General features: G+C 54.8%; 20 protein-coding genes and 1 pseudogene. 11 read left to right on the plus strand and 10 right to left on the minus strand.

Going from position 1 to position 23,181, the window contains the following annotated elements:
- Nucleotides 1-27: 27 nt before the first annotated feature.
- From lptM to BUB69_RS22965, 6 genes are read left to right on the plus strand one after another with little or no spacing between them, the layout of a single operon-like run.
- Nucleotides 28-174: an LPS translocon maturation chaperone LptM gene (gene lptM / locus BUB69_RS22940; RefSeq protein WP_032610549.1), complete on the plus strand. Its 147-nt coding sequence runs from the start codon at nt 28-30 to the stop codon at nt 172-174.
- Between the two features lie 9 nt (nt 175-183).
- Nucleotides 184-1,431, plus strand: coding sequence for a diaminopimelate decarboxylase (lysA, locus tag BUB69_RS22945; protein WP_073170961.1), 1,248 nt, complete (start codon nt 184-186; stop codon nt 1,429-1,431).
- A gap of 4 nt (nt 1,432-1,435) precedes the next feature.
- Complete coding sequence (gene dapF / locus BUB69_RS22950; RefSeq protein ID WP_073170964.1) at nt 1,436-2,266, plus strand: diaminopimelate epimerase; 831 nt, start codon at nt 1,436-1,438, stop codon at nt 2,264-2,266.
- Nucleotides 2,267-2,279: 13 nt separating this feature from the next.
- On the plus strand, nt 2,280-3,014 hold the full coding sequence (locus tag BUB69_RS22955; RefSeq protein WP_073170967.1) for a DUF484 family protein: 735 nt from the start codon (nt 2,280-2,282) through the stop codon (nt 3,012-3,014).
- A gap of 2 nt (nt 3,015-3,016) precedes the next feature.
- Nucleotides 3,017-3,916 carry a tyrosine recombinase XerC gene (gene xerC / locus BUB69_RS22960; protein WP_073170970.1) on the plus strand — a complete coding sequence of 300 codons (900 nt, stop codon included), beginning with the start codon at nt 3,017-3,019 and terminating at the stop codon, nt 3,914-3,916.
- Nucleotides 3,909-4,601: an HAD family hydrolase gene (locus BUB69_RS22965; RefSeq protein ID WP_073170973.1), complete on the plus strand. Its 693-nt coding sequence runs from the start codon at nt 3,909-3,911 to the stop codon at nt 4,599-4,601. The genes xerC and BUB69_RS22965 overlap by 8 nt, the downstream gene beginning before the upstream one ends.
- An 81-nt stretch (nt 4,602-4,682) precedes the next feature.
- Here the strand turns inward: BUB69_RS22965 and sutA are convergent, their stop codons facing one another.
- The 4 genes from sutA to glnK form a co-directional block, all read right to left on the minus strand.
- Nucleotides 4,683-5,015, minus strand: coding sequence for a transcriptional regulator SutA (sutA, locus tag BUB69_RS22970; RefSeq protein WP_073170977.1), 333 nt, complete (start codon nt 5,013-5,015; stop codon nt 4,683-4,685).
- A gap of 98 nt (nt 5,016-5,113) precedes the next feature.
- On the minus strand, nt 5,114-5,539 hold the full coding sequence (locus BUB69_RS22975) for a secondary thiamine-phosphate synthase enzyme YjbQ (RefSeq protein WP_073170981.1): 426 nt from the start codon (nt 5,537-5,539) through the stop codon (nt 5,114-5,116).
- Between the two features lie 243 nt (nt 5,540-5,782).
- The gene (locus BUB69_RS22985) at nt 5,783-7,120 is read right to left on the minus strand and encodes an ammonium transporter (protein WP_024687449.1); all 1,338 of its coding nucleotides are present in this window, start codon (nt 7,118-7,120) and stop codon (nt 5,783-5,785) included.
- Between the two features lie 34 nt (nt 7,121-7,154).
- Complete coding sequence (gene glnK / locus BUB69_RS22990; RefSeq protein ID WP_002555808.1) at nt 7,155-7,493, minus strand: P-II family nitrogen regulator; 339 nt, start codon at nt 7,491-7,493, stop codon at nt 7,155-7,157.
- Between the two features lie 420 nt (nt 7,494-7,913).
- Here glnK and BUB69_RS23000 point away from each other — a divergent pair, with 420 nt between their 5' ends.
- A complete protein-coding gene (locus BUB69_RS23000) occupies nt 7,914-8,180 on the plus strand; it encodes an accessory factor UbiK family protein (protein WP_073170989.1) in 267 nt (88 codons plus the stop codon).
- Between the two features lie 23 nt (nt 8,181-8,203).
- Here BUB69_RS23000 and BUB69_RS23005 read toward each other — a convergent pair whose 3' ends face one another.
- Together BUB69_RS23005 and BUB69_RS23010 are read right to left on the minus strand one after the other, a co-directional pair.
- Nucleotides 8,204-8,509: a HigA family addiction module antitoxin gene (locus BUB69_RS23005; protein ID WP_024695088.1), complete on the minus strand. Its 306-nt coding sequence runs from the start codon at nt 8,507-8,509 to the stop codon at nt 8,204-8,206.
- A 9-nt stretch (nt 8,510-8,518) separates the two neighbouring features.
- Nucleotides 8,519-8,797, minus strand: coding sequence for a type II toxin-antitoxin system RelE/ParE family toxin (locus tag BUB69_RS23010; RefSeq protein ID WP_073170993.1), 279 nt, complete (start codon nt 8,795-8,797; stop codon nt 8,519-8,521).
- 340 nt (nt 8,798-9,137) lie between these two features.
- On the opposite strand from BUB69_RS23010, the pseudogene BUB69_RS23015 reads away from it, so the two are divergent.
- From BUB69_RS23015 to BUB69_RS23030, 4 genes and pseudogenes are all read left to right on the plus strand, one after another.
- Nucleotides 9,138-9,989 (plus strand): annotated as a pseudogene (locus BUB69_RS23015) (YifB family Mg chelatase-like AAA ATPase); the annotation flags it as partial.
- Between the two features lie 71 nt (nt 9,990-10,060).
- Complete coding sequence (locus tag BUB69_RS23020) at nt 10,061-11,917, plus strand: hypothetical protein (RefSeq protein WP_073171001.1); 1,857 nt, start codon at nt 10,061-10,063, stop codon at nt 11,915-11,917.
- A gap of 494 nt (nt 11,918-12,411) precedes the next feature.
- Nucleotides 12,412-13,998, plus strand: coding sequence for a metallophosphoesterase family protein (locus BUB69_RS23025; protein WP_175561830.1), 1,587 nt, complete (start codon nt 12,412-12,414; stop codon nt 13,996-13,998).
- On the plus strand, nt 13,995-16,316 hold the full coding sequence (locus BUB69_RS23030; RefSeq protein ID WP_073171007.1) for an ATP-binding protein: 2,322 nt from the start codon (nt 13,995-13,997) through the stop codon (nt 16,314-16,316). Before BUB69_RS23025 ends, BUB69_RS23030 begins: the two co-directional genes overlap by 4 nt.
- Before the next feature lie 92 nt (nt 16,317-16,408).
- Here BUB69_RS23030 and BUB69_RS23035 read toward each other — a convergent pair whose 3' ends face one another.
- From BUB69_RS23035 to BUB69_RS23050, 4 genes are read right to left on the minus strand one after another with little or no spacing between them, the layout of a single operon-like run.
- Nucleotides 16,409-17,221 (minus strand): HNH endonuclease family protein, encoded by an 813-nt coding sequence (locus BUB69_RS23035; RefSeq protein ID WP_073171010.1) that lies wholly within the window; start codon nt 17,219-17,221, stop codon nt 16,409-16,411.
- Nucleotides 17,222-17,224: 3 nt separating this feature from the next.
- Nucleotides 17,225-19,066 carry an AAA family ATPase gene (locus BUB69_RS23040; protein WP_073171013.1) on the minus strand — a complete coding sequence of 614 codons (1,842 nt, stop codon included), beginning with the start codon at nt 19,064-19,066 and terminating at the stop codon, nt 17,225-17,227.
- Nucleotide 19,067: 1 nt separating this feature from the next.
- On the minus strand, nt 19,068-21,116 hold the full coding sequence (locus tag BUB69_RS23045) for a restriction endonuclease subunit S (RefSeq protein WP_073171016.1): 2,049 nt from the start codon (nt 21,114-21,116) through the stop codon (nt 19,068-19,070).
- On the minus strand, nt 21,116-22,891 hold the full coding sequence (locus BUB69_RS23050) for an N-6 DNA methylase (protein WP_073171019.1): 1,776 nt from the start codon (nt 22,889-22,891) through the stop codon (nt 21,116-21,118). The genes BUB69_RS23045 and BUB69_RS23050 overlap by 1 nt, the downstream gene beginning before the upstream one ends.
- Between the last annotated feature and the right edge of the window lie 290 nt (nt 22,892-23,181).

Below are 23,181 nucleotides of genomic sequence, written 5' to 3' on the forward strand. Positions count from 1 at the left end.
ATTAATGCTTTTACAAAGGATTTCGCCATGAAGCGCCTGATCTCTTCGCTTGCTGCGCTCGTCGCGGTCGCTTGTCTTGTTACAGCCTGTGGTCAAAAAGGCCCGTTGTATCTGCCGGATGACACCAAGTCCCCCGATGAACAAGCCAAATCGCAATCGCACAAGCATCTTTAAGGGAATTACATGGACGCTTTCAACTACCGCGACGGTGAGCTGTTCGCGGAAGGTGTAGCTTTGTCTGCCCTCGCCGATCGCTTTGGCACGCCGACCTACGTCTACTCCCGCGCTCACATCGAAGCACAATACCGCGCCTACACCGATGCACTGGACGGCATGCCGCACCTGGTGTGTTTCGCCGTCAAGGCCAACTCCAACCTGGGCGTGCTCAATGTCCTGGCCCGCCTCGGCGCCGGTTTCGACATCGTCTCGCGTGGCGAACTGGAGCGCGTGCTGGCCGCTGGCGGCAAGGCTGAGAAGATCGTGTTTTCCGGTGTCGGCAAGACCCGTGAAGACATGCGTCGTGCGCTGGAAGTCGGCGTCCACTGCTTCAACGTCGAATCCACCGACGAGCTTGAACGCCTGCAGACCGTCGCCGCCGAACTGAACGTGCGTGCGCCGATCTCGCTGCGCGTGAACCCGGATGTCGACGCGGGCACCCACCCGTACATCTCGACCGGCCTCAAGGAAAACAAGTTCGGCATTGCCATCGCAGACGCTGAAGACGTTTACGTGCGCGCCTCGCAGTTGCCGAACCTTGAAGTGATCGGCGTCGACTGCCACATCGGCTCACAGCTGACCACGCTTGCGCCTTTCATCGATGCGCTGGATCGCTTGCTGGACCTGGTCGATCGTCTGGGCGATTGCGGCATTCATCTGCACCACATTGATCTGGGTGGCGGCCTGGGTGTTCGCTACCGCGACGAAGAACCGCCGCTGGCGGCGGACTACATCAAGGCCGTGCGCGAACGCCTGGCCGGCCGTGATCTGGGCGTGCTGTTCGAACCGGGGCGTTTCATCGTGGCCAACGCAGGTGTCCTGCTGACCCGCGTCGAATACCTCAAGCACACCGAGCACAAGGACTTCGCCATCGTCGATGCGGCCATGAACGACCTGATACGCCCGGCGCTGTATCAGGCCTGGATGGACGTCACGGCCGTGCGTCCGCGCGACGGCGCTGCACGCGCCTATGACATCGTAGGACCCATCTGCGAAACCGGCGATTTCCTGGCCAAGGGCCGGGAGCTGGCACTGGCCGAAGGCGATCTGCTGGCCGTGCATTCGGCCGGGGCGTATGGCTTTGTCATGAGTTCGAACTACAACACGCGTGGCCGTGCTGCCGAAGTTCTGGTGGACGACACGCAGGCCTTTGAAGTGCGTCGTCGCGAAACCGTGGCCGAGCTGTTCGCTGGCGAAAGCCTGCTGCCGGAGTAACCCCATGCTGCTGCGTTTTACCAAAATGCACGGGCTGGGTAACGACTTCATGGTCCTGGACCTGGTCAGTCAGCACGCGCATATTCTGCCCAAACACGCTAAACAGTGGGGCGACCGGCACACCGGTGTCGGCTTCGATCAGCTCTTGCTGGTCGAAGCACCGAACAACCCGGACGTCGATTTTCGCTACCGCATCTTCAATTCCGACGGTTCGGAAGTCGAGCAATGCGGCAACGGCGCGCGCTGCTTTGCGCGTTTCGTGCTCGATAAGCGCCTGACGGCCAAAAAACAGATCCGCGTCGAGACCAAAAGCGGCATCATCGAGCTGGATATCCGTAGCGACGGGCAGATCAGCGTCAACATGGGCCCGCCGCGCCTGATTCCGGACGAGATTCCGTTCCAGGCCGCAGCCCAGGCGACGAGCTACACCGTCGACGTTGACGGACAGAACGTTGAACTGGCCGCCGTCTCGATGGGCAATCCCCATGCGGTACTGCGCGTGGATGACATCAATAATGCGCCGGTTCATGAGCTGGGCCCGAAAATCGAACATCACCCGCGCTTTCCCGCACGGGTTAACGTAGGGTTCCTGCATGTCGTGGATCGCCAGCGCGCACAATTGCGGGTCTGGGAGCGTGGCGCCGGGGAAACCCAGGCGTGCGGCACGGGCGCTTGCGCTGCCGCAGTGGCCGCCATTACCCAGGGCTGGATGATGTCGCCGCTGTTGATTGACCTGCCTGGCGGGCGGCTGTCCATTGAATGGGCAGGCCCGGGGCATCCTGTGATGATGACCGGCCCGGCCGTCAGGGTTTACGAAGGCCAGGTTCGTCTTTAAGTGAGCAAATGCGATGACTGATCAGCCTCCAGCTTCAACCGGCACCCCCAGCGAATCGCCTGCCGATAGCGCAGCGCCAAACCTTGAAGCAGAGGCGGTCATCGCTTTTCTGCTGCAGCACCCGGACTTCTTCGCCGAGCACGACGAACTCCTGGTGTCGATGCGCATCCCGCACCAGCGTGGCGACACGGTTTCGCTGGTCGAGCGCCAGCTCAAGCTGCTGCGTGAGCGCAATATCGAAATGCGTCATCGCCTGTCACAACTGATGGACGTCGCCCGGGACAACGATCGGCTGTTCGAAAAGACACGCCGCCTGAACCTTGCGCTGATGGACGCTACCAGCCTGGACGAGATTGTCATCGCGGTCGAAGACAGCCTGCGTCAGGATTTCCAGGTGCCCTATGTCAGCCTGATTCTGTTCAGCGACAATCCGATGCCGGTCGGGCGCTGGGTCAGCAGCGCAGAAGCACAGAAAACCATCGGTGGGCTGATCGGTGAAAAGGTCGTGTGCGGCGCCTTGCGTGAACACGAACTGGCCTTTCTGTTCGGCGCAGAACAAGGCAAGGAAGTCGGCTCGACAGCCATCGCCAGCCTCAACCACCTAGGCCTGCACGGCGTGCTGGCCATCGGCAGCCGTGACCCGCAGCATTACAAAAGTTCGGTTGGCACACTGTTCCTCAGCTATATCGCTGACGTCTTGAGCCGCCTGCTGCCACGCTTCGCCCACTCGCTGCGTTCGGTCCGCTAGCCATGGAACAGCATCTGGACGCCTACTGCATGCACCTGCGCAGTGAGCGGCAGGTGTCTCCTCACACGCTGGAAGCCTATCGGCGCGATCTGGACAAGGTGCTGGCCTTCTGCAAGAAAGCCGGGCTGTCGAGCTGGACCGCGCTGGACATTCAGCACCTGCGCAGCTTTACCGCCCGCCAGCATCAGCACGGACAGTCCTCGCGCAGCCTCGCCCGCATGCTGTCGGCCGTGCGCGGCTTCTACAAATACCTGAACCGCGAAGGCGTGTGCCAACACGATCCGGCAAACGGCCTGTCCCCGCCCAAGGGCGAACGTCGCCTGCCCAAGACGCTGGACACCGACCGAACCTCACAACTGCTGGACGGCGGCGTCGAAGATGATTTCATGGCCCGCCGCGATCAGGCTATTCTGGAGTTGTTGTATTCCTCGGGCTTGCGCTTGTCGGAGCTGACCGGACTGAACCTCGACCAACTGGACCTCCGCGATGGTCTGGTGCAGGTGCTCGGCAAAGGCAGCAAGACCCGCGTGTTGCCTGTGGGCAGCAAGGCCCGTCAGGCGCTGGAAGCCTGGCTGCCGTTGCGTGCACTGGCCAATCCGAAAGAGGATGCAGTATTCATCAGCCAGAAAGGCACACGCCTGGGGCCTCGTGCGGTGCAGAGCCGGGTCAAGGCCGTCGGTGAGCGCGAACTGGGCCAGAACCTGCACCCACACATGCTGCGCCACTCCTTTGCCAGCCATCTGCTGGAGTCATCACAGGACTTGCGGGCCGTCCAGGAGCTGCTGGGCCACGCCGATATCAAGACCACACAAATATATACGCACCTGGATTTCCAGCATTTGGCTACTGTTTATGACAGCGCCCATCCACGCGCCAAACGCAAAGGATCTGTAGATGATTAAGCTGGTGACTTTCGATCTGGACGACACACTGTGGGACACGGCTCCCGCGATTGTGGGTGCCGAGGCGGCACTGCGCGACTGGCTGGCCGAGCACGCCCCCAGGCTCGGCCCCGTGCCCGTGGAGCATCTGTGGGAGATCCGGTCGCGCCTTGTAGAAGCGGATCCTTCCTTCAAGCACCGAATCAGCGCCCTGCGCCGCCGGGTGCTTTTTCATGCGCTGGAGGATACCGGTTACGACGCCGACGAGGCGCAGGACCTGGCCGACCAGGGTTTCGAAGTCTTTCTGCACGGGCGCCATCAGGTGCAGGTCTTCCCTGATGTGCAGCCAACGCTGGAAATCCTCGCCAAGACCTTCACGCTGGGCGTCATCACCAACGGCAACGCCGACGTGCGCCGCCTGGGTCTGGCCGACTACTTTACCTTCGCGCTGTGTGCCGAGGACCTGGGTATCGGCAAACCTGACCCTGCCCCGTTCCTGGAAGCCCTGCGGCGCGGCAACGCAGATGCCAGTGCTGCGGTGCATGTCGGCGATCACCCCAGCGACGACATCGCCGGAGCCCAGCGCGCCGGCATGCGTGCCATCTGGTACAACCCGCAAGGCAAGGCCTGGGATGCCGATCAGTTGCCGGACGCGGAAATTCACAACCTGTCGCAATTGCCCGAAGTCCTGGCGCGCTGGGCCTGAGGCCAGCCGGCTGCGCTCAAATTGCAGCCAAGAAAAAGCCCGCAGCGACGGCGGGCTCGTTCTCATACGACATGGGCTGCCTTAGATAGGGCGGCTGCCGTATTTGTTGTCAGGCTTCTTGGGCGGATCGGCAACCACGTTGGCTTCCACTTCCTGCACCTTGCCGCCACGCGCCAGGAATTCTTCCATCGCACGCGCAAGCGCATCACGCTCCTTGTTCTTGGCTTCTACACTGGGCAGCTCATCGACCGAAACTGCAGCCTTGGCCTTGCCTTTGGCAGCCGGTGCCGAAACCTCGGCATCGTCTACCTCGACAGCGTCGTCTTCGGTGGCGGCAACAAGACCTTCGTCACCATCCTCCTCGCCTTCCAGGTCGTCTACCAGATCGTCGTTGTCGTTGTCGTCGTCGCTCATGTTCTACCTCATGACTTGCGAAAGCAGATTTAGTTATAGCCCAACCGCCTCAAACGCTTGAGGCCGCCGGAAAAATCAATAACCACTGACCCCAGCGGTTATATCCATTCACCCTGAAGAGTGGCCTGGACGTTACGAGTACCACCTGCCTCTCGATGTTCGCCCAGATAAATACCTTGCCAGGTGCCCAGCGCCAATCGCCCCGCCGAGACCGGCAACAGCAACTGGCAGCCAAGGAGACTGGCCTTGAAGTGCGCGGGCAAGTCATCAGGGCCTTCGTCGTTGTGTTCATAGCCGTCGACGCCCTGAGGCACCAGCCGGCTGAAAAAACGCTCGAAGTCACGACGTACCGCCGGATCGGCATTCTCGTTGACGGTCAACGAGGCCGAGGTATGTTGCAGCCATAAATGCAGCAGCCCGACTCGACATTCTCTCAGCTGGGGCAAGCCTGCCAGTATCTCGTCAGTGACCAGATGAAACCCGCGAGGTCTTGCCCGCAGCGTAATTCTGGATTGATGCCACATACCATTCTCCGCACCTTCGGCGCGCATTCTAACTCGCCTGAGAAAAAAGCAAAGCGCGCAATAAACCGGCTTCACTGCACGTTAACGAAGACAGACAGGACAACGTTACCCACACCACGTCACTGTGCCGAAATCATTGACGCAGGCAAACCAGTGACAGCAGAAAAACTCGATTTATCCACAACCTCCAGACAAAAAAATGCCCGGAAACCGGGCATTTTTTGTTTACAGCGCAGCGGCTCGTTACAAGTTGTAGCCACGCTCGTTGTGTTGCGCAAGGTCCAGACCCACAGACTCTTCCTCATCGGTGACACGCAGACCCATCACCGCGTCCAGCACCTTGAGGATGACGAAGGTCACAATGGCCGTGTAGATGACCGTGAACGCGACGCCTTTGAACTGAATCCATACCTGAGCGCCGATGTCGGTCACTGTGCCGAAGCCGCCCAGTGCAGGGGCTGCGAAGACGCCGGTCAGGATCGCGCCGACGATACCGCCGATACCGTGAACGCCGAAGGCGTCCAGGGAGTCGTCATAGCCCAGCTTGCGTTTCAGGCTGGTGGCGCAGAAGAAGCAGATGACGCCTGCCACCAGACCGATGATCAGCGCGCCCATCGGGCCTACGGTGCCGGCCGCTGGCGTGATCGCCACCAGACCTGCAACCACACCCGAGGCGATGCCCAGAGCACTTGGCTTACCGTGGGTCAGCCACTCAGCGAACATCCAGCCCAGCGCGGCAGCGGCAGTTGCGATCTGGGTGACCAGCATCGCCATACCGGCAGTGCCGTTGGCCGCAGCAGCGGAACCTGCGTTGAAGCCGAACCAGCCCACCCACAGCATCGCGGCGCCGATCAGGGTGTAACCCAGATTGTGCGGAGCCATCGGGGTGGTCGGGAAACCTTTACGCTTGCCCAGCACCAGGCAGGCAACCAGGCCAGCAACACCGGCGTTGATGTGTACGACGGTACCGCCTGCGAAGTCCAGAACGCCCCAGTCCCACATCAAGCCACCGACGCCGCCCCAGACCATGTGGGCAATTGGCGCGTAGACCAGAGTGAACCAGATCGCCATGAAGATCAGCATCGCGGAGAACTTCATGCGTTCTGCGAAAGCACCGACGATCAGCGCAGGGGTGATGATTGCAAAGGTCATCTGGAAGGTGACGAACACCGCCTCAGGGAACAATGCCGCAGCGCCGGTAATGCTCGATGGCGTGATACCCGCCAGGAACGCTTTACCCATGCCGCCGAAGAAGGAATTGAAGTTGACGACGCCAGCTTCCATACCGGTGGTGTCAAACGCGATGCTGTAGCCGTACACGACCCACAGGATGCTGATCATGCCGGTGATGGCGAAACACTGCATCATCACAGACAGGATGTTTTTCGAGCGAACCATGCCGCCGTAAAACAGCGCGAGGCCGGGGATGGTCATGAACAGGACCAGAGCGGTCGCCGTCAACATCCATGCGGTATCACCGGAATTGAGCACGGGCTCGGCCACTGGGTCAGCCGCCAGGGCCAGACCAGGTACTGCAAGGGACAACAGGGCTCCTAGCCCTGCGAATTGACGCAGAGTCATATTGTTTTCTCCTGGGGCGTTGGGGTTTGGCGGCTTAAATAGCGTCGGTATCGGTCTCGCCGGTACGGATGCGGATGGCCTGTTCCAGATTGACCACGAAGATCTTGCCGTCACCGATCTTGCCGGTGTTGGCGGCCTTGGTTATGGCCTCGATGACGCGATCCAGATCCTTGTCATCGATGGCAACATCGATCTTCACCTTAGGAAGGAAGTCGACTACGTATTCAGCACCGCGATAAAGCTCAGTGTGACCTTTCTGACGACCGAAGCCTTTGACTTCAGTAACGGTGATGCCCTGCACGCCGATTTCAGACAACGACTCGCGCACGTCATCCAATTTGAACGGCTTGATGATGGCAGTGACTAGCTTCATGAAAACTTTCTCCCGAATTTGGTGGACTTGCCCCAGGAAAACAAACCCGACTCAAGTCTAAGCGCAGTGCCTGGCTTTGTAACGCGCCGGTCGCCTGATCAGGCCTGACCGACTCCAGAAAACCGCTTCTGACGAAACACTTCCCCGCTCCGCCTGCCGCACTGCATTCGTCACAGCGACTGCATCAGTGCATGGGTCATAAGCCACTAAGCAGAAAGCTTGCCATCTCGTGAATATTCATCAAATACAGGCCCTTGAGCCGTTTGACACGCACCACAGCCGCCTCTATGCACAGCGAATGCACAAGCATGGTGCGCACGTGCACGCCGGCGCGCGCCATAACCGTGCACTGCCGCCCGCCAGAATTGACTATAGCCCCTGCGTGCTACACTGCCGCCCATCTGATTCAGGAAAACCATCATGCTCGCGCCCAAAGCTTTCCTCGACGCCCTCAGCGGCCACGCCTCACGTCTGTTCAACGGCGAAACCCCCGTGCCACGCAGCGAATTCGAAACCCAGTTCAAGGCCCTGCTGCAAAGCGGCTTCAGCAAACTGGATCTGGTCAGCCGCGAAGAGTTCGACAGCCAGATGGCCGTCCTCGCCCGCACCCGCGCCCGTCTGGAGGCGCTGGAAGCCAAGATGGCGGAGCTTGAAGAGAAGATGGGGCCGGCTGAAAAGGCTGAGTGACGGATTAGGGCTGGGGCAGGTTGTCAGGCGCAGTGGGCCAGACACCTGACCTGATCGCGAATCTGCGCGCCCTTCTCGATCTCTGCCTTGCGCAGGTCATAAGTGAGTTGCAGGTTCAACCAGAACTCGGGGCTCGTATCAAGACATACGCCCAGACGCAGCGCTACATCCGCGCTCACGCCCCTTCGCTGTAACACGATGTCATTGACTGTCGGTGTTGAAACATTCAGTGCACGAGCCAAGGCAGCGGCGGTAAGCCCCATGGGTTCGAGGTATTCCTCTTTCAGAACCTCGCCGGGATGGACGGGGCGCATTCCATTTTTGGTCATTGTTGCACCTTAGTGGTAATCGACAATTTCAACGTCCTCGGGACCGTTCTCGCCCCAAACGAAGCAAATTCGAAACTGGGCATTGATACGTATGCTGTGCTGACCGCGACGATTGCCATCAAGCGTCTCAAGCCGGTTACCCGGCGGAGATCGAAGGTCCGACAGCAGGACTGCGGCGTCCAGCATTGCGAGCTTTCGTTCTGCAACCGTCCTTAGCGCGGGCCATAGTCGGGTCCTGCCATTTTGAAATAACCCTTTCGTATCGGCGCATTTAAAACTCACAATCATGATTAAAGCTTAACGTTATTCGTTAAGGAAGCACTTTATTCTTCCACCACTCTGCATCCAATACGACGCATCGCAAGAGGCTGTAGGAATGCGTCCTTTTTAATCACAGTGTCCTGTCCTCGTGCTCACCGCTATCCCTCGTTCGCTGAGGGTCTGACGTTGCGTTCCGGCAATGACGCACGTTGAGCTCAACGACCACTCCACACGTTGAGCTCAGCGGACAGATCACGCCTGCAGTCTGTCAGTAGCCCTCATTAACACCCTGTATCCATTCCCCACCTGCCCTTAATCCTCGAATGACGCACGATAACGCCCCGTCGCTCATATCAAGGAATGATCCATGTCGCTGGCCATCGTCCATAGTCGTGCCCAGGTCGGGGTTGAAGCCCCGGCGGTTACTGTTGAAGCGCATCTGGCCAACGGGCTGCCCACGCTGACGCTCGTCGGGTTGCCAGAAGGGGCGGTCAAGGAGAGCAAGGACCGGGTGCGCAGTGCCATTCTCAATTCCGGGCTGGATTTCCCGGCGCGGCGTATCACGCTTAATCTCGCACCCGCCGATTTACCCAAGGATGGCGGCCGGTTTGATCTGGCGATCGCGCTGGGTTTGCTGGCAGCCAGTGGGCAGGTGCCGTTGACGGCGTTGCAGGATGTCGAGTGCCTGGGGGAGCTGGCGCTGTCGGGTGGTATTCGGCCGATTCAGGGCGTGTTGCCCGCCGCACTGGCCGCGCGTGCGGCGGAGCGGACGTTGATCGTGCCAGCCGTTAACGCTGAGGAGGCGTGTCTGGCGTCGGGCTTGCGGGTCATTGCAGTGAATCATTTGCTGGAGCTGGTGGCACACTTCAACGGGCGCACGCCGATTACGCCCTATCAATCCAGTGGCTTGCTGCATCAGTCCAAACCTTACCCGGACCTCAGCGAAGTACAGGGGCAGACGGCGGCCAAGCGCGCGTTGGTAGTCGCTGCGGCTGGGGCGCATAACCTGCTGTTCAGCGGCCCGCCTGGCACGGGCAAGACGCTGCTTGCCAGCCGATTGCCCGGTCTGTTGCCACCGCTGGATGAGTACGAAGCGCTGGAAGTGGCGGCCATTCAGTCGGTCGCCAGCCAGGTTCCACTGACCAGTTGGCCGCAGCGTCCGTTCAGGCAACCGCACCACTCGGCGTCCGGGCCGGCGCTGGTCGGTGGTGGCTGTAAGAACTAAAAATAATTGCAAGTACACGCCATAAAACGTAAATATCCTTCACTATTTGATAGTGAAGGGCCGAAATGGACCAGCCTCATAAATGGTTAGCAAAGCAAGCAGGCTTATGGCGAGTGGATGGCATTGGCCCCATTGAGGAGGATGCGCGGTTAGGTGCTAGGGTCACAGTCTATTTTTCCGGGCTTGTAGAGGATGGGCTGAACAAACCTTACGTCGCAGCGTCCTCGAACGGAGTATCTCTTAAAATAAAGGCCCATGCCTCTTGGCTTTATGAGTTCAAAGTTGGATCGCTTTGGAAAAACGGCCTGCTGGCCGCACAGCCAGGGGAGATGGAAAAGAGAGTGGTTATTGATGTTGATCAAACCAGGTACTTTCCTCTAACCCACTCAATACCTTTGAACGGGCAGTGGGCAAACGACCTTTTGCCCAATTATCACATGGGTGAGAACCGCCGTTCCCTCGCCTCATCATCATTTGCAGTAATCCCCGTATTAAACGACCCACGTACAAAATGGTTAGTAGTTCCCGCGTCAGAAATTTTTCGGTTTTATAACGGCGCCTCTGCTCGATTACTATCCAGCAGTCTACAGGGGGGAATTCAAGACTTTATCGACTGGGATAAGTGTGATCTAGAAGGCCGAGTTCCTATTCTTTACGTCAAAAAAGACATAAACAAGCAAGAGGCTGCAGTTTTGGCTCGTGCATATATCTCAAAGCGTGCTCGGGCGGCTCTACACTACCCCCACAATCAGCTATCCTCGACGAAATTAAATAATGCAGCGGCCAGCAATTCTAGCAAAAGCCCACTGGTGTTAAAGGCGATTTTTCCTTTCGACGGTACAACCCAGCTTGGGGTGGCGGGTAAAAGAATGCTGCTAAGTAACAAAGGGAACGATCCGCAATGGGCGATCTTTGCGATGGAGATAAATCACTGTTCTAAAGCAAAAGAGTTCACTAGACTAGTAGTGGTAAGAGATAACACGCCTTCAGTGACGGGAAGAACTGTTGATATTTCAGGTAATGCGCCCACCAGCTTTAGAGCACAGATTGATGGTGGTGAGGAGGAAGATGATTTTTTTACTGATCTGCCCGCTGATCAAAGGCTTGGACGCCGCGTGTCCTTATGCAACACCAACCAATTTAGCGCTTTTGAAGGTCTGGAGTTCGAATATAGAAGCCCTCCAGCGGAGAAAGTTGATCGTGGGTCAAGCATATGCGTCGACGTGCCGGTTAACTCGCTGACCTTCGAGGATGGCAGCTATTCTAAAGATGCTCAAGGAAATCTTGGAGTTAGCATATTCCAGAGCCAAGATTACCTATTAGGTCGAGAGCTGCAACAGTTTATGCAAATGTTAGCAGAGTTACGCCAACAAACAGTGCCCCTGAATTGGACGATTAGGACCCGTAAGCTGAATGGATCTGTCAGTGACGATGGCGAAGACTTAATAGCCTCCTTTCCAAGTAATGTGGGAAAGAAAAGAACATGGCATATAATAACCGACGTTGACGGCTCTGAATACCCTAGAAAAGTGATATGGACCGAAATATTAACAACGAGCCATCAGTACTTTTATCTCCTCGAAATGGAATTGAAGGCAGGAGAATCAGGTCAGTGCACACTTTTATTGTATAAAGTAGATCTTCAGCGAATGGATAACCAGTTTTTCAAAGAGTTGTTAATGTTAACCGCAATTCAAAACCGGTGGCCATCTGCCGATAACAGCTGGTCGAAAAAGTCTTATCAGTTTCGAGCGAAGAAGATCTTAGATCAGATAAACATGTGTCGAATAAGGCATCCATCGCTGACCAAGTCGACAGTCGATGGGTTAGAGCTAAACAGTTCTTTTAACGCAATAGACGCAAATGGATGGGCAAATATAGTTCTTGCAAAAATCTATAGCTTTGTTCCGGGCATCGAATGAGTTTCTATAATTTTTGGGGTGTTTTCCAAACCCAGCAACACGGGTGATGTTTTCCAGCTAAATATGTGGTCACCATCCCTCTCTTTCGTCAGGATTGCCCTGCCCGCACAAGCCTCTTTCCCCAAGCCTTCAAGTTCTAGTTCGTCTAGGAGGGCGTGAAAACGTCAGTTTCAACAGCCGGCGTAGCCTTGCCTGGTGGCATCAATGTCAACCTGGTTCGAATAAAGGTAGCTGGTGTTGCGATTGTCAGCCGCTTGTTTTGCCCACTTTTTGACCTAGTAATGCTGAGGAGCACTGCTTTTTTGTTGCTTGCACTGTTTTTTTACCGGCAGCAGTGGCGGAAATATGGCACTGAGCTACCATCATGGTGCATCGGAGCTATATGGATAAAAAGAAATTCAGGGTGACACGAATTGAGGCAAGCCTGCACAAGGAAAGTACAGTGCTATCAAAGCTAAATCTACGTGACGACACTGTGCCATGGACGCTTCGCGGTGACATTAGTCGCCAAACTGAAAAATGGTATCAAAAAAAACCGCGCACGATGTTGCCGCGAATTATCTACAACACAGTCGCCAACTGGACGGCTTGGAAATCGCGAGGCCTGCGTGTTCACTCTGCTTCATATATCTGATCTGCACAGATCATCTCATGACCCAATCGAAAATGCGTCCCTGCTCGGGGCACTGCTTGCGGACCAGGATCGGTATCTCGTTGAGACACCGAAGGTTCCGAAGCCTGACGCCGCGATTGTCAGTGGCGATATTATCCAAGGAGTTAGGCTTGGTACCTCCAATCACGCTGATGAACTATCGAAGCAGTACGACGTAGCGTATGAGTTTCTCTCCTCCCTGGCCGAACGTTTCTTCGATGGCGACAACAGCCGCGTAGTGATTGTCCCAGGCAATCATGATGTTTGCTGGAATACCGCGCGGGATGCCATGAAACAGCTCGTTCCGGAAGACCCACCGCATGCGGCGCACGGAGAGCTTTTTCAGGCTTCCAGTAGCTTACGTTGGGACTGGGCATCGCGATCAATCTACGAAATTAGCGATGCAAATGCCTACAGGGCCCGTCTGGACGCCTATTGGCAATTTTTAGAGCGGTTCTATCAAGGCGTAACCCTGAAATATCCAATTGATCGCCGGCGGGGTTTCAATCTCTTCGAACTCGACGGTGGTCGAATCGTCGTGGCTGCACTTGAATCAGTGCATGGAAACGATTGCTTCTGCCGCCAAGGTGCGATCGAGCGGAGTGTGCTAGGAGCGTGCTCGTTAGCCATTCGAGATTTGCCGCAACAGCCCATTTTGCGTCTCGCTGCTTGGCACCACAGCTTCCAAGGTCCACCGCATGGCGATGATTATATGGACATTGCTGCAGTACAGGAGATGGTTGGAAATGGGTTTCGGCTAGGTTTCCATGGGCACCAACATCAAGCGGACGCTGGCGCTTACGCGATTCACCTGCCAGAGGAGCTATCGATGGCGATTTCGAGTGCAGGATCGCTATGCGCTGGGACTCGAGAGCTTCCTAGAGGAATAAATCGCGAGTACAACATGGTTGTGATTGATGACTCCTACACAAGTGCTCGAATTCATGTGCGGGAGATGACTCAGGGCAACCATTTCGGTCGATGTGGTCGTGGAGTCTTTCGTGTTGACGGGTTTTCTGAATTAAGCTGGACATTGCCAGCAGCTCGTGCGGGTGCTGCTCCGTTGGATCCGCGGAACTTCGCAAGTGCAACGGTCTTAAGAGCTGAGACAGCAATCGCTAGCGGGGATCCGACAGCTGCAGTGGCGCTTTTAGAGTCTCTTGGATCGACTATCACTGGCCACGCCAGAATGTTGTTCGTTGAGGCAGCACGGGAAGCCAATCAAACAGAAAAGCTCATACCTGTCCTCCAGCCTCCGACAAACATTAGCGAATTTGTTGCGCTGTATGGTGCGTTTCTTTCTGCCGATATGTTGAACGACGCAGAGACACTGTTAGAAAGTGCTGATGGCTTTGGAGTTGACGCAGCTACACAAGACAGCCTCAAGCTGAAACTGAATCTTAAAAAAATGATGGGGAAAAGCAAGTGAGCACTGCATTCATTCCGTTCGCGGTAGATACGTCACGTGTTTTGGAACTGCTCGCCAAGCAGATTTACCAGTCACCCCTTGCTTTGCTACGTGAAAACACGCAGAACGCTTTCGACGCAACGTTACTACGTAAGCATCGAGACCCCCAGTATAAGCCCCTCATTGAAATTGAGGTTACGCCACTTCGCGTAGTAGTTCGCGATAATGGCATCGGTATGACTCAGCAAGATCTTGCACGCCACTTTTGGCAAGCAGGAAGCAGCAGCAAAAATACAGATGAGGCCCGTCATGCTGGAGTCGTTGGGACGTTCGGCATAGGTGCAATGGCGAATTTCGGTATTGCTGATGTATTAGAAGTGACAACTGAAAGTGCAGTAACTGGTGAGCGAACGAAATGCATTGCGAGGCGTGACGAGCTCGTATTTAACCAAGACTGTATTGCGACTGAAGCGCTTCCGTCAACAGGCCAGCCTGGTACGGAGATCATTGCGAGCATAATTCCAGGCACTCATCTGGATATCGGCCAAGTTAGAGCATATGTGGCCGAATTCGTTGCGCTGTTGGACACCCCAGTTACTGTGAACGGAGAGTGCTTGAGCGGGCAACAGTTAAGCAGCCTTGTGCCGCCTGTTAGCGTAGCTTGGACAGACGAGCGCACCGACGTGGGAATAAGTCCACGGTTTATGGCCAACGTCGCAATAAAGCTTTCAAACAACGCCGACATTGGCCTGGACATCACTAATTTGAGGTGGAATGGAAACCCGCTCTCCGGCCGGTTATTTCTACGTAGCGGTATAGCTACGATTCGAACATTCCGAAGCGGCTTTGGCCTCGCCACGGTGTCCGTCGGTTCCAGCTATCAATTTGGCGGGGTTGCGGATATGCAGGGTTTCCAACCTACGGCAGGCCGCGAAGCACTGACGACCGATAGCATGCAGCTGCTGCAGAATGTGATTACAGACATTGATAACTATGTCTCAATTCTGTTGTCAACTCGTCCTGAAGCAGACTCCAGTACACCCTTCATGCAATGGGTATGCGCACACGGACGCTACGACCTTTGTGGCCAACTCAAAGTTTCTACGCATCCCGGTGAGCGGGTTCAGCTTGAGGAGATCAAGGCGCGGACCGAGAGTGGTACGATGCCAATGTACGACGGTGCGGATCAAACAATTATCGCTAGTTACTCGTCGGAGGATAAACCACTTCTGATTCTTGCGAGAAACAATCCACGTAAGCAATGCGAACTAAACTACCTGCAGGGATACTGCAAAGTTCAGGCCGTCGATATAGCGCCGCGCGCAGATAAAATTACCCCTGAAAAGGAATGGACTAGCTCGCAGAGTGCGCTGGCTTTTCGTATTCAGACAATTTTAGAGACTGATTATTTTCTTAGCAGCCCTCATATAGCGTTTGGAACGATCTCACATGGTCTTACAATGCTTGTAGATTCTAAGCCGGATACTACAAAAATTGTATTAGATCCGGCAGGTGCAGCGGTAGCAACTATACTTGGACTTTACCAAACTGAATATGGCGCGTTTGGAAGTATGGTAAAAGACTTCGTCCGAAACGCTATATTTCCGAAAATCGCAGACAAGGTTCCAAGCAGTACCCGACAAGGTGCAGAAGCGTTTTTGAGGGCGATACGCAAACCCCGAGAAGTTTTCGAGTACGAAGAAACTGACACGTCGAATTTATCAGTGATTTGGAGCGACTACGCGGACGGTAGAATTACACTCAGCGAAGCGGTAAGTCGCTCGAAGTCTGCCGTGCGAAGTTCTGTGCAAGTAGTCGAAGCTGGCACTGCGGGTAACGTCACGGACGTAGTTCCAGACGTGGTTCGAAATGAAGAGACTACTCGGAATTCCGGTGAAGATGAGGTTGCAACATTGGAGGCACTCCCCGCTATTATGCGAACCGATGTGTCGAGCTCCATGAAGCTACTGACAATCCCTCGTGACCAGCCCGCGCTTCGTGGTTATCGTTGTTTTATAGCTCTGACTGAAAAAGTTCGGAGCGAGATGGGGGATTTCTTTTGGCAGCCGCACAAAACCTCAATAGTTTGGGGTGGGCAAAAAGTACTTTTCATCTTCCTCCATCATTCCGGCGAATTTGGGCTGTACTATGATCTCCAGACGCGTGATTCGATATCGCAGAATTCGGGGGGGAAAATTTATCAAACCTCTACAATGGTGTTGAAGAATACGATTTATATCCCTGTTCCCGAGGAGATTGAGAGCAGTTTTATCCCTATGGGAGGCGAACGAAAGCGATTTGAGGTACGATGCGATCTTCTTCGTGTCGATGGCAGCTAGACTGTAATGTCTTAATGCCCGGCTATTGGCCGGGCATTAGAAGCGAAACTTTACGCGGCGTTGCAGTATCAGCTTTGCCATGCACGCCTCCCTTATCCGTGAACTTTCGCTCTCACGACTTCTGAGCCCAATTTTCGTATGCATGCTTCTGCTACGGACGAAAGCTCACTTTGATATCGCACCCGCTTTCTGAGATCCTCAACGATCATGGCGCGGCGCAGCGATCGCAATACCAGTGGCTCTCCCGCCGCAGCGTTATAGCTACTCAGCTTTTCTTGGCATTCACGCCATACCTCTGCCCTTTTCTGATTTAACCTATCCAAACGATTGAGTCCTATGATCTCAATAGTGGCAGCTACACGAGCACAGTCATCTTCTTCAGCACCTGGCATAGGCACTGCTCTGCAGCCGTCCTCGTCCATTTCGAAGCTGATCAGACTGGCATCATCAGTTAATGGGTCAATTATGAAAGGAGCCTCCAAACGCAAGCTGCTGGGCGTGCCATGTGTAGCCCTATCGCCCTCAAAAAGCGGAAAAACATCGCTCTTCTTAACGTTGATAAGTTGGCCGCATATTCGGTAATTCTGCCAGTCAAAAGCCAGCCACCAGTAGCCGGATTCGGGTTTGGTGCGTGCGATGTCATTTACCCTACCTTTGGGGCGATAGTGATCGACGTGGTAGGCCGATACGGACTCTTGAGCTTCTGTATACCAGCATTTGTTGTTAAACAGTCCCAGCAGCCAGTTTCGAATGCGGTCGTCGCGCCACAGCGTCGCGTGCTTCTCTATGAGGTTATCGCGCTCTTCATCGCTCTCTGCACTGGCTAAGGCAGAAGTTATGCGCGAGGCTTCCTCCAACCAATCTTGTGGCGGGGTTTGGCCATCGGGTATTTTGATCTTGCGCATAGGTTAATCACTTCCTTGCTTCAACAGCTTGGCAAGCTCGGAAAGCTCGTCCTTACGTTCCTTGGAGATTAATTCCTTAACGATGCCTTCGGCCATAGCCACCTGCTCAGCTAACTCCGCAGGAGTCAGAAATTTGTTAATGGGCTGCGACCTAGCCTCGTACATCTTCTGCACAAATAGTTGGTACATTGGGTCGCGGTATTCGCGTGAAAAGCCAAGCTCTTCTAGATATAGGCGAAGGCGCACCAACTCATCTGATTCGGCGCTCGTCAAACCTTCGCTTGCCTTCTTAGCTAGTAGATCATTACGCCGTTGAAGGTCGTCAAGGGTTTGCTGATCCAGCGTGGATGGGAGGCCAAACAGCTCGCTTTTTAACAGGCCCGCTACGCCCATGCCTTGCGGATGCTCGTGCGGTCTTTCCACCACTGAATGATGCCCCTGTCGACTAAGGATGAGCACCTGCTCGCGACGTAACCCGCCAACCATCATTGGGTCGTGAGTGGTGATTAGGATCTGCGAGTTTCCCCTTGTCTGCTTATCTTCTTCGGTCCCCAATACGCCTTCAATATCGTCGAAGTAGCGCAGCTTCCAGATTGGATTCAGGTGTGTGTCGGGTTCGTCGAGCAAGAACAGGCAATGGTCTTCGCGTGTGATGCGCATTAGTCCGAGCACTGTTAGCATTTGCAGCTCGCCTTCGGATAGCTGTGTGAAGCTGACCTTGCCGCCGTGCGCGTCGCTCCGCTTAACCGTGATGCGTACTTCGTCGATCAAATCCCCAATGTAAGCACCTTCGGAATAGCGGAAGAAGTTGTCACTCCCTCCCATCAGCTGTCCCAACTGCTGGAGTTTGGCGTTGTTAGGTACGAACAGATAGAGCTGGTTTTGCCTCTCGGTGCGCCCGCGAAAATCAATTTGCTTGGAGACCTCCCGTTCGATTGGCGCCCAAGAAACTTGCCAAAGTTTTTCAAGAAACTCACTTACTACATTTCCGCGAGCAAACCAAAAGCGCGGGTCGCCTTCGTTTAAATCAGTCTCGTCAAACTTACTTCCCATGCGCTTTTGGCGTAGACGATAGGGCTCTTTTAGTACGAACAGAGCTGACTCTAGCGCTTCGATGTGCAGGTTGTTCAAAACCTTCTTGAAAACTGGGTCATCGGATAGTAGGCAGGCCAGCAGCACGAGCTGGCTGTGACCACCTCGGCAGTAAAGTAGACGGCGCAGGCGATCATCACCCAACTGTCTCTGACGAGACTCGCGTAATCGTTTGGCTTCTTCTACTGCGCGGATGTCTGCTTCGCTGGCAGTGAAGTTCTCCAGCAGCTGCTCAGATATAACCTCTTCAGTAGTGATTTCCTGCAGCTGGTTGAAGCGGCGCTGATGCTCCTGAAACAATGCCTCTATACGTTCGTTACGACCAGAGTAATAGGCAAAGATGTGCGTTGGTAGCAGCCGGGGGCCGCGTCGCTCATCGCGGGGGGACTTTTCAGGTGGGTCGTTCTGGTTGAGATAATTTTGATTGACGCGGTCGCCATCTACCCATACGTAGGGGCGCTTCTGTTTGGCGGTATCCGCCTCAATCCTTACGATATGGTCTCGAATTTGATACTCAAGCGTATAGTCGAATGCGGCTTCCCTATCAAGATCGATATCGCGGAAGATGGTGATCAGCGCTTCAATTAGATTGGACTTGCCTGTGCCGTTCTGTCCGATCAGAGCATGACTGCGAATCGGGCGTGGGACTGCATCGGCTGTCGCGCCGGGCATAACCGTCAGATGCGTCTCAAACTCGATAACCACACCGCGCAAGTTACGAAAGTTCGGAATGCTTAAGTATAGAAGCTGCAACTTAAACGCCCTCTTTGATCTTCATTTTGGCGACCTGTGCCCCATTTGGGTACTTTTTTGGGCTTTCAGGGGCATTCTCGTCTAGCACGTAACTGGGGTCGTCAATCCAGCCATAAGCTACCTCGACCTTTAGCTGAGCATAGAAGGCGTCGATTTCGCCGCCAAAGCGTTGCCATAGAGCAAGAGCGGACATCTCACCGTTGTCGCGAGCCAAAAGCGCCGCGAGTGGGGCCTGGGCATTAGTATCTGGCGTCGTGCCAAGACGTAGCGGTGCAATTAATTCGGTTTGCGGTACCTTCACAGCTAAATCCTTTTCTTGATCGATAGCGATACCAGTAAACGCAGCAACGGTCGAGTTGGCCAGCAGTACAGATAGGTCCTGCTTCCGCTTCAGCTGGCTCAACCATTCCACGCATTTAGCTGTCAGCGTATAAAGCGCAGAGAGTATGCGTTCTTGTTCGTCCAGAGGGGGAATAGGAAGGGGAAAGCTGCGAAGCTGCGTCATATTTATTGATGCAAGATTGGTTGTCTGTTTAGACGCTCGAGCAAAATAATCACGACCAACCCCCGAGTTGAAAACTAACTCTGCCCATTCGTTTTTTAGTAGCGAGCTCGGAATTCGCGCTTTGAAGACATGATTTTGGTGTACGCAGTTGGCTATATCCCCGCTCCAAATTGAGGTGCGCCCGACCTTGTCCCAGTCTCCTCCTTCAGTGATGAGGAGGTCTCCTTCCTTAACCACGTACTTCGGCAGTTCGTCCGCTGATATCTCAATTGACTTTAAATCACCGAGCTTGAAGTAACCGCGTTGAACATTGGCCACCGCTAAATACTGGCAAGAAATAGTTTTCCGGTCGCGAAGATTCCGCCCCTTCGTCACCCCACCAATCACTATCGCGACCTCGTCGAACGGAACGATGCCCCAGTGTTCCGGATATGCCGCCTCATTTTTCGCGATATCGACTAACTTCTGCCTGCGGGTTATGCCTGCATCGATATATTGCCGTCGCAGCTCGTCGCAATCCAACTTAATTCGAATCAAATCCGGTCGTGTCGTTGAGATGTTGGTAAGCAGTCCACGGACAGCCAGATTTTTCAGCTCTGCGATCACGGCCTCCACGTCCTTTGGCTCGCTAAATAAATATTCAAAGTTGATATCGAGCCGCCTCCAGCTCTCTTGCAATTCGTACGGGCTCTGGGCATTAGCGATGGCTAGCAACACGGATTGACGCAATGTGTTTTGCAGGTCTCGTCGGTATTGTTGCTGTTTTTCCAACCGGTCGCAAAAAGTCATTAATTCATCAACTTTGGCGACAATTCGATGCTGCTCTTCCGTTGGCGGCAACGGAACTGCGCGCGTAGCAAAATAGTCAGTGGGAATGCGTTTTTGGCCGGCGGTACCTGTCATGCTTTTCTCACCTTGAACGGTAAAGAGAGGGGAACGCAGAAACAGGTAGACATAGCCAGGCAGGATGCCCGCATGGATCGGTCGGAAAACTTGTAGTTCCGTCGTGCCGGCACCGATGCCTGAGTCGGCAGGCAAGGAGGTTATGACAGCAGCTTTGCCGTTCTCGAAGCATGGGGTTATCTTGGCCAGCACTACATCGTCGTTGGCAAAGTGTGTGTAGCCTTTCTTGATCTCGCCCCACCGCCTCTGTTGCGCAACGACAGAACCTTTATGCAACAGAGGTATGCCGCTCATTGGAACAAAGGCTGCCAGCTGGTCGTCCGCAGCTTCATTACGTGGGTTGATTTCGCCTATGTCGAGTAATCTCGACCACTTCCATGTGGAGGGCAGCACAAAACCGTGGGGAGGCTGAATAGGCTCCGCTTCCAGCTTTAGCATCCGTTTGTACTTGTTCTTGCTTACTAAGCGTTCTCGCTCTGCCCTAATAGCGTCAAGTAGCGTCGACACGTCTTCCTGCATAGAGCCACGCTGCGTAAGCGAGCCCGTGACTGCTAGCTGGTAAATCATTTGCCGAAGCCGAGCCACACCTCCCGGGGCATTTGCGATATGGCCAAACTCAGCCAAAAACTGCTGCGCATTCATCAGGAATCCTTACTGACGAAGTTATGCGCCAACGCGGCGGCCAGCTCGCTTTTCAATTGGTTCTCAGTCTCCTCGATCTGCCCTAGGAGAATCTTGTATTTGTCCAGTAGAACGTCAGGGTCATGATTTTCGTCCACCGGCGCTTTGGGATTTTTCAGATCCAGGTTGTAAATCGCCCAATAAAGCCGGTCGCCCGTCGCCTGGGCATCGCGAGCTTGCATTCGTAGTTCATCGGCCTTGGTACGCAGATTTTCGGAATCGTCTTCAGCCATTGTGCGCTGCGCTGAGTCGCTCAAGCCTTTGATAGAGTCGCGCAGATCGCGCACACGGTCTTCCAGCCTAGCGGCTTCGAGGTTCCGGGCCTCTGCGCGATGCCAATGTTTCTCTGCTGCATCCCTCGCCGTCTCACGCTTGGCTTTGAAGTCCACTTTCCAGGCGAAGTCATTCTCTTCCCGGTCGGAAAAATCGCTGGATTCCTTGCCCCACCATGCAATCTCCGGCTGAAACTCTTCGAAGCGAATGGGCTTGGTCTTGCTATAGCTCTTGTGGCCCGACGGGTAGGGATGTTCGTAATACCAGATAGTGTCGGTGTGAAAGTGCTCTGTACCTTCGTCGAGCGCCGTTCCCTTGGTGAAGAACAGCAGGTTGGTCTTGATGGTTGTGTAAGGCGCGAAGACCCCCTTGGGCAAGCGGACGATTGTGTGCAGTTTACAGTCGCGGAGCAGCAGTTCCTTAAGCGTATCTTTGACACCCGTACCGAACAGGAACCCATCAGGAAGCACCACTGCCGCTCGGCCACGCTCCCTTAGCAATTTCTTGATAATGAGCGCCATGAACATATCGGCTGTCTCACGAGTGCGCAGTTCTACTGGGTAGCTGCCACCAACTCCGTCGTCCTCATAGCCGCCGAAGGGTGGGTTGGTGATTACACAGTCCACCTGGTCTTCATCGCGCCAATCGTCCCAGCGAATACCCAGCGTGTTTCTGTGCTCGATCTGACTAGGTACGTCGATGCCGTGCAGCAGCATGTTGGTGGTGCAAAGAAGGTGAGGCAGTTGCTTTTTTTCAAAGCCTCGAATAGCTGCTTCTATAGCCCTGTGCTCTTTGGTCCCCGATTTCGAGGTTCGCTGATGGCGCAGATGGTCAATAGTCGCGGTGAGGAACCCACCCGTTCCGCAAGCTGGATCAAGTACCACCTCTTCGCCTTTCAAACTCGGATTGACACGATCTACCATGAACCGAGTGATAGCACGTGGGGTGTAGAACTCGCCTGCGTTGCCCGCCCCCCTAAGATCATTCAGCAGGTGCTCGTACACATCTCCGAGTTGAGCTCGCAACTTGAAATCGTCAAAATGGATTGTCTCTTCCAGCTTTTCGATCACAGCGAGCAGTTGAGCGCCCGACTTCATATAGTTGTTTGCATCGTCAAAAACGCTGCGGATCACCTTGTGGTGAGCGCTGACGCTGGGGTCGAGCTCCTTGAGCGTCGGAAAAAGGTCGCCATTGACGAAGCTGATGATCTCATTAGCCACTTTCTGCGGTACTTTTTTACCATCTACCTCAATTTTGGAGGCAGCCCAGTTACGCCAGCGCAGGTGTGTGGGTACAGGGGATAGGTATTTTGGATTTTCCTTTACCCACTCGTCTTCACGCTGGTCGAATACTTTGAGGAAGAGCATCCAGGTAAGCTGGCCCAGACGCTGGGCGTCGCCATCGACACCATCGTCTTTTCGCATAATGTCCTGGATGGACTTGATGGTACTGCTCAGATTCATTACATGTTCTCTTTCTGCTCAGCCTAGCGATAATCGAGGCTTGCTTTGGCTCTTAACTCGCATGATATCTCATAGACGCCCTTGGTGCCGGGGCCGTAGGGGAGCGATTTCTGCCCACCGACGTTTGGTGGCAGCATGTGGCGATGCTCGATGATTGGCCCCAACTCAAGGTCCATAAAGCGGCTGCAAAGGGTCGCTTAGGGAATCTCCGAACAAGTCCCAAGATGTGCTGAAATACGCCTGACCACCTGATCCGAGCCGCCCATGAGCCAGATGAGCTTTTCCGATTT

This window comes from Pseudomonas asturiensis, assembly GCF_900143095.1.
Classification (GTDB): Bacteria; Pseudomonadota; Gammaproteobacteria; order Pseudomonadales; family Pseudomonadaceae; genus Aquipseudomonas; species Aquipseudomonas asturiensis.